This window comes from Nostoc sp. ChiSLP03a (assembly GCF_034531215.2).
Lineage (GTDB): Bacteria > Cyanobacteriota > Cyanobacteriia > Cyanobacteriales > Nostocaceae > Nostoc.
This window is the reverse complement of sequence record NZ_JAVRBQ020000121.1, coordinates 1-7,066: the sequence shown is the minus strand read 5'-3', so window position 1 is coordinate 7,066 and position 7,066 is coordinate 1. Positions and strand designations below refer to the sequence as shown.

Below are 7,066 nucleotides of genomic sequence, written 5' to 3'. Positions count from 1 at the left end.
GGCTCTAAAAACCCCACTTCCATTCCTCTCCCCCACAGGGAGAGAGGCTTTGAAACCCTAATTTTTTCGTTGTCAACTAAAAATATTTCTGCCCCTCTGTGCCTCGGAGAGGGGTTGGGGAGAGGTTCATCGAACTCACGTTCATTTAGAAACTTCCTTTCAACTCAAAATCGGATGCTGAGATTGCGTAGTTTATCACCGTAGGCATCGCATTCACTATTTTAGATTTTACTAATTGCAATTTTTCAAAATACTTAAAGCTACCGCCTCCGCTACCTTGATACCATCGATACCAGCCGAGAGAATTCCCCCTGCATATCCCGCGCCTTCACCAGCTGGATAAAGACCGACGGTATTTAAACTTTGATAATCCTCTTGGCGTTTAATCCGAATCGGTGATGACGTGCGGGTTTCTACCCCAGTCAACACGGCATCATCCATTGCAAATCCTTTTATTTGTTTGTCAAAAGCGGGAAGGGCTTCACGAATGGCAGCGATCGCATAATCTGGTAAACTCTGACTCAAATCGCCCAAGTGTACCCCTGGGGTATAAGACGGTGTAACAGTGCCCAATGCTGTCGAGGGACGATGGTTGAGAAAGTCTCCCACCAACTGTCCTGGCGCTTCATAAGTCCCACCGCCCAATTCAAAAGCTCGTTCTTCCAAGCGTCGTTGAAAGTCAATTCCTGCTAACGCATTTCCTGGATAATCTTCGGGAGTGATGCCCACAACGATCGCACTATTGGCATTGCGCTCATTGCGAGAGTATTGGCTCATCCCATTGGTGACGACTCGCCCCGGTTCTGATGTAGCTGCAACCACCAAGCCCCCCGGACACATACAAAAACTATAGACAGAACGACCATTTTGACAGTGGTGAACTAGTTTGTAATCGGCAGCACCCAAAAGCTTATGACCCGCCTGAGAACCGAAACGACATTGGTCGATGAGAGTCTGGGGGTGTTCGATCCGAAAGCCGATGGAAAAAGGTTTCGGCTCGATGTAAACCCCGCGTTCAAATAGCATTTGGAAGGTATTACGGGCGCTATGACCTACCGCCAGAACCACATAATCGCTGGCGATATATTCGCCACTGGCGAGGGTGACTCCCCGCACCTGTCCATTTTCGATGTTAATATCTTCCACTAGGCTTTGAAAGCGAATTTCGCCACCGAGGGATTCGATTTTGGCACGCATACTTTGGACGATTCCCACCAGTTTGAAGGTGCCGATGTGCGGTTTGTTGATATAGAGAATTTCTGGTGAGGCTCCCGCATTGACAAGTTCGGTTAGTACCTTGCGCCCATAGTGCTGAGGATCTTTGACTTGACTGTAGAGTTTGCCATCAGAAAATGTACCCGCCCCACCTTCACCAAACTGGGCATTGGATTCTGAGTTGAAATTTGATTTTTTCTTCCAAAAGCCAAAAGTATCAGCAGTGCGATCGCGGACTTGTTTGCCACGTTCTAAAACGATCGGACGGAAACCCATTTGCGCCAGCATCAAACCCGCAAACAAGCCACAAGGCCCAGTACCAATGACGATGGGGCGAATCTTCAAATTGCTCGGTGCTTTTGCCACTGGGCGATACCTCATGTCTGGCGTAGCCATTACATGGGGATCTTTTTTCAGGCGTTTGAGTAGATGGGTTTCCTGAGTTGTTTCTACATCCAGAATATAAACAAGAGCGATCTCTCCTTTCTTACGGGCATCGTAGCTACGCTTGAAGATGGAATAACCGATCAATTCTTCATCTGTAATTTGCAGCTTTTTGAGGATGGCAGTCTCGATCTCATCTTCAGGATGATCGAGCGGGAGCTTTACTTCTGTTAGGCGTAACATAGCGACGAGAAATTCATACTGTCTATTAAAATCTTAATCAAAATCATCGAATTTTAGATTTTAGATTTTAAATTTTGGATTGAAGATTCAAAATTTAAAAAGGTCTGAATGCGAATTTATGTTGAGCGGAGTCGAAACACAGCATCTCCAATAGTTGCCCTGAATTTATACTCGCTCCGCAATAAGCAAGCTACGCAAAATAAAATCAGAAATATAGAGATACTTTAATCTTTAGCCCAAAAATTAACATATTTTGGACTATTTTTATCGGATTTTTTTTAACATTCAACACTTTTGGTCTAATGGGTTTTATAATGCAAGCGTTACAGACCTCTTTTGATCGCAATGACACGAGTGCAACTTGTTTATCCAAAAATTCCAGATAGCAAAAATTGTCCTTGGGAACGCTGCATAGCTTTTGAGAAATATGATGGTACAAATCTTCACTGGGTTTGGGAATTGGAACTTGGGTGGTATGCCTTTGGTACGCGTCGGGACCGGTTTGATTTAGATGATATGGGAATTGCACAATTTAACAAAGCGCATCCAGGTTTAGAAGAAGCTCCTGAGATTTTTAACAGAGACTTTGCTAATCCTTTACAAAGACTATTTCAAGAAAATTTAAATTATCACTATCCAGAAATTACCGTATTTACAGAGTTTTTTGGGACTAACTCCTTTGCAGGGATGCATCGAAAGGATGACCTGAAACAACTGATTCTCTTTGATGTACAAACTGAGAAATGTATTATTGCTCCCGAACAATTTCTCCGAGATTTTAGTTACCTAAACATTGCACAGGTTGTTTATCGCGGTAAGCTAACAGGTCAATTTATTGATGATATTCGAGAAGGCAAATATGGTGTATCAGAAGGTGTTATTTGTAAAGGAGGTGGGAGCGATAGTAATAACGTATGGATGGTGAAAATTAAAACATATGCTTATATGAAAAAATTACAGCAAGCTTTTAAGGATGATTGGAAGACATATTGGGAATAAAGCAAATTGCACTATCCATTTTCCATATTCGTGCAACGGTGAATTTCTATTGCTTCCGTCCGTATGCATAAAACTTCTTCTTTCCCCTCTGCTTCTCTGCACCCAAGAGCCAAATAGGGTTTCGTCCTGTTGATACTGCGATCGCAAAACAACTACGGTAGCCCTATCTCTTCATACTCTTTTTTTGGCGAAGGTATTGCTAAAATCCAAAATTATTTGACTTTTGACTTTTGACTTACCCAAAGGGGCTGACAGCCGCCTCTAACATTTGTATTGTCCCAAGTTCAGCATTTATTTCCACTTCTACACCGATTGGCAAGGTAAATTTATCCTTAATATGACCAATCATTGAACCGTACCAAGCAGGAATACCTAAAGGAAGTATGTGTTGTTGCAATACTTGCATTAACGTAAATGACGGTTCATCTCCAAGACTACATTTAGTACATTGCCCAAAGATAAAACCAGCAATTTGATTAAGTATCCCAGCAGTTTTTAATTGCGTCAGCATCCTATCTATACGATAAACATCCTCGCCAACTTCTTCCACAAACAGAATGCTTTTGTTCCAAGTAGGTAGGTAAGGTGAACCTACCATCGCTGATAGAACTGACAAGTTTCCACCCACCAGTTTACCCCTCGCCTTTCCCGGTGCGATTATCTCCAGCCGCACTTCGCTAGGGTTGAGATTTTGCATAGTCACCGCTTCACCATTAAATAGGATGCGCTTGAAGTAATCGACTGTAAATTGATTCCAGGTAGACGTAGCAACTGGGCCATGAAAAGTAATCATTTGACTACGGGCATTAATTGCCAACAACAACGTTGTAATATCGCTATACCCGATGATAATTTTCGGATGGGAGCGGATCAGCGAGTAATTGAGTAAAGGTAAAATGCGATTGCAGCCCCAGCCACCACGCATCGGAATAATTGCTTTTATAGTGCGATCGCTAAACATCAAGTTTACATCCTGGGCGCGATCGCTGTCTTTACCCGCTAAATAGCCGTAACGATCTAAAATATGCTTCCCCAGCTTTACTTTTAACCCTAACTGTGAAATTGATTTCTGCGCGGCTTCAATGTCTTTAGCGTCAACGATACCCGCAGGCGAAATTAATCCTACGGTATCGCCGGGTTGTAGACGGGGCGGCTTGCGGATGGTGTTTAGAGATGGCTTACCTTGGGCAGTAAGTGTTGGTATTTGAGTGGCTAAGGTAGCCAGCCCACAGGTTGCAAGAAATTGCCGACGCTTGATATTCATAACTATTTTGTTGGGGATTAGGATTCTAAAAAGTTAGATCCCCGACAACTTTTACGAAGTCGGGGATCTGGATACCGCGAATTTTCACAAATTAAATAGGATTGCGATATGTATAGCACAAGCCTTGGTGGTTAGGACATCAACAGACGATAAAACTTAGACACAAAAAGGCTTTTCACCCAGTCCCCAGTCCCTTGCTATAAAATTAAACCTTTTGTACCATATCTGAAATCACAAATCCATTATTAGCGAATTTAGCATCAGTAGCAAATGAATCACCAATGACAGGCAAAAGACGATCGTATAATTGCATCGCCTGTAAACAACTATTAATACTAGAAACTGCCGAATTATATCCTGCAATATTTTCTTCAACAATATTCAACAAGCGGCGATTATTTGCAATTTTCTCTTCAGCTTCTTGTTCTAATATTTTCTCTAAATAAGCACGTGCCTGTGGGTATTGTTGCAAAATTTCATCTGCTTGCTGTTCTGCCATTGGCAATAACTGGCTTTTCAGGGTTTGATTAATGGTTTGACGGAAAGATTTGCGAATAGTTTGGGAAACTTTTGGTTCAAAATCTAACTTCAATAACTGCCTAATGGCTGGTTCTGCTTCCACAATACTTTCAGCGTCATAACCTTGAGAAGTTTGTGATAAAGTTTGGCGAAATTGATATATAGAAAAAGTGCCTTCATCGTAAAATCTCGGACTTTCTCGCACAAAGCGATCGCACTCCACACTAGCTGCACTAAATAATGCTTGAGCAACTCCTTTTTCTAAAATTCTGATCTTTTGTTCAATACCACCATCATTATCTAATAAACGATACAGTTGGCGATAATATTCTGACTTGCGAATCTTTTCAATCAACCGCTGGAAATAATTTGCAACTATTTGCTGAGAAGATTCAACCAAAATATCTTCTAATTGATTTGCTAAGTAATAAAATGCCTCTACTAAAATAGCAATTAAAGGTGCAGTAGCATTGCGAGGATGGCTGATGGTTGCACGTTGATAAGCAGAAGCTACCGAAAAAGTATCTAGCAATTCATCTAAGCGGCGAATCATTCGTGATTGCAATTGCTTAAAATCTGCTTCAAAAGCATCACAAGAATTATTAATTACATGGTTAACTTCTTCTTTGATATGCTCGCTAAATTCTCTGCCAATTTGCTGTAGTTGCTGATTGAGGTGTTGCAACTCTTGCGCCTTCATCGTCTCAATTTCTTGGGGCTGACTATCTAAATCGCGTTGGACACTCTGATAATGTTTTTTGAGCTTAATACAAACATCTTCCAAATCATCAGCAAGATTTTTAAATAATTGGGGACGCTTTTCTTCGGTAAGATAACGAGTAATAGCTGTGCGAAATTCTTCAGTTCCACTATCTTGAATTAGCTTTTCAATCAGTTCATTTCCCCACTCTCCCAGAATCCGCACATAATTTTGATTTGGAGTTTCAAAGCCGTTCACAGAAACACGGAATTTACTGGAAGATAGCTTTCCAGAATTTACACAGTAGTTATTAAACGCATAGACAAATTGTGGTGTTTCTTCTTTACCATCTAAACCTTTAATACTTTCTGCAAAAACAGAATCTAAACCAAATCTATCTTGTGGGCTTGTTTGTTTAATCTGACTGCCATAAAATCCTAATAATCCACTGGTTTTATAAACCTTCCTGGAATTAGCAAATTGACCACTAATTAAATCGTCTAATCGTTGCCGTAGCTGAGTATTATACCAAGTTTCATCGATTCGGTTGAAGACATAGAAAACGCGATCGCGTACTCCCCCATTCTCCCGCATTAATTCTAAAAGTTCGGTTTCTTCTTTTGTCATCTCACCCGCCGAAGCAGGTTTTAGCACACACACCACCGCCGAAGTATCAGGATGTTGAATTTTGGCATAAGTGAGTTGTGCGTCTTTCTCTACTGGCGCATCGATGCCAGGTGTGTCAATAATTACATTACCATCTTGTAGCAAAGGATGATCACAGTAATATTCTATACGCTTCAATACCGCACTATTACTACCACGACGGGCATATCCAGCAGCTTCCTTGAGATTGGAAAAGTTAAATTGCTCCATTGAATATGTAGCATTAGTTACCGTGCTGATGCGATCGCTATTTGCTATATATCCCTCTAGCAACAACATTAACGCCTTCGCCTGTTTTGCACGTTCTGATTGACTCTCACCACCCTCCTGTTGAATAATCGCTTCAGAACCTTGACGTAGCAGGTTAATTACTTCAGCTTGGTTAATATTAGGTACTGTTTTAAATCCTAGTTGCTGACACAAAGAAACTGCTTGTTCTCGAATTTCTGCTTCACTTAAAAATGTCAAAACAACACGTTCTTTATCTACTTGTGCATACTCGATTTTGCATTCTGTACCTGTAGCGTGTCCTTCTGCACTGTAGAGTAATTCTCTTTCTAATAGTGCATTGATTAGCATTGATTTCCCAGCACTAAACGCACCCGCAAACACAATTTCAAACTTGGGAGAAATTGCCTTACTTAAAGAAGTTTGTATAGGTGTAATATCTTGGGAACGTAGCGTTGGTTCTTGTTGTAATAGTTGTAATATAGATTCAACCTGCTCTTTTAAATTTCTGCATTGAAGCGGTAAATCTGACATATTCAGCATCCTGACAATATTTCTCTATATATTAGTAATATTTATTGTCTTGATGGTTCAGTAAATTTCCTGAGAAGTTTTCTGCGATTTAACTGCTGGATATTCAGGTTATCAAGAATAAGCAACCCTGGAAAATCAATACCAATCGCAGAATTTTATTGTATGAAATCGCACTTATACCAATTTTTTATAAAGCTGCATAGAATTCGATCCCCCCTAGCCCCCCTTATAAAGGGAGGAACCAGAAAAACATATCAAAGTCCCCCTTAAAAAGGGGGATTTAGGGGGATCTAGATATGTGTAACTTCACATTA

At 40.9% G+C, this 7,066-nt stretch carries 4 protein-coding genes; 1 reads left to right on the top strand and 3 read right to left on the bottom strand.

The features are described from left to right. Positions 1 to 231: 231 nt before the first annotated feature. Positions 232 to 1,842: an NAD(P)/FAD-dependent oxidoreductase gene (locus RMY32_RS20090; RefSeq protein ID WP_322709277.1), complete on the bottom strand. Its 1,611-nt coding sequence runs from the start codon at positions 1,840 to 1,842 to the stop codon at positions 232 to 234. A 345-nt stretch (positions 1,843 to 2,187) separates the two neighbouring features. On the opposite strand from RMY32_RS20090, the gene RMY32_RS20085 reads away from it, so the two are divergent. Further along, entirely contained in the window at positions 2,188 to 2,841 is a 654-nt protein-coding gene (locus RMY32_RS20085) for an RNA ligase family protein (RefSeq protein WP_322709276.1), read from the top strand. 235 nt (positions 2,842 to 3,076) lie between these two features. Here RMY32_RS20085 and RMY32_RS20080 read toward each other — a convergent pair whose 3' ends face one another. Beyond that, complete coding sequence (locus RMY32_RS20080) at positions 3,077 to 4,105, bottom strand: LD-carboxypeptidase (protein WP_322709275.1); 1,029 nt, start codon at positions 4,103 to 4,105, stop codon at positions 3,077 to 3,079. 205 nt (positions 4,106 to 4,310) lie between these two features. Then, entirely contained in the window at positions 4,311 to 6,752 is a 2,442-nt protein-coding gene (locus RMY32_RS20075; protein ID WP_322709274.1) for a dynamin-like GTPase family protein, read from the bottom strand. Positions 6,753 to 7,066 lie beyond the last annotated feature (314 nt).

Excerpts from the sequence above, each read along its gene's own strand:
- RMY32_RS20085 (WP_322709276.1), top strand. The coding sequence starts at position 2,188 with ATGACACGAGTGCAACTTGTTTATCCAAAAATTCCAGATAGCAAAAAT.
- RMY32_RS20075 (WP_322709274.1), bottom strand. The coding sequence starts at position 6,752 with ATGTCAGATTTACCGCTTCAATGCAGAAATTTAAAAGAGCAGGTTGAA.
- RMY32_RS20090 (WP_322709277.1), bottom strand. The coding sequence starts at position 1,842 with ATGTTACGCCTAACAGAAGTAAAGCTCCCGCTCGATCATCCTGAAGAT.
- RMY32_RS20080 (WP_322709275.1), bottom strand. The coding sequence starts at position 4,105 with ATGAATATCAAGCGTCGGCAATTTCTTGCAACCTGTGGGCTGGCTACC.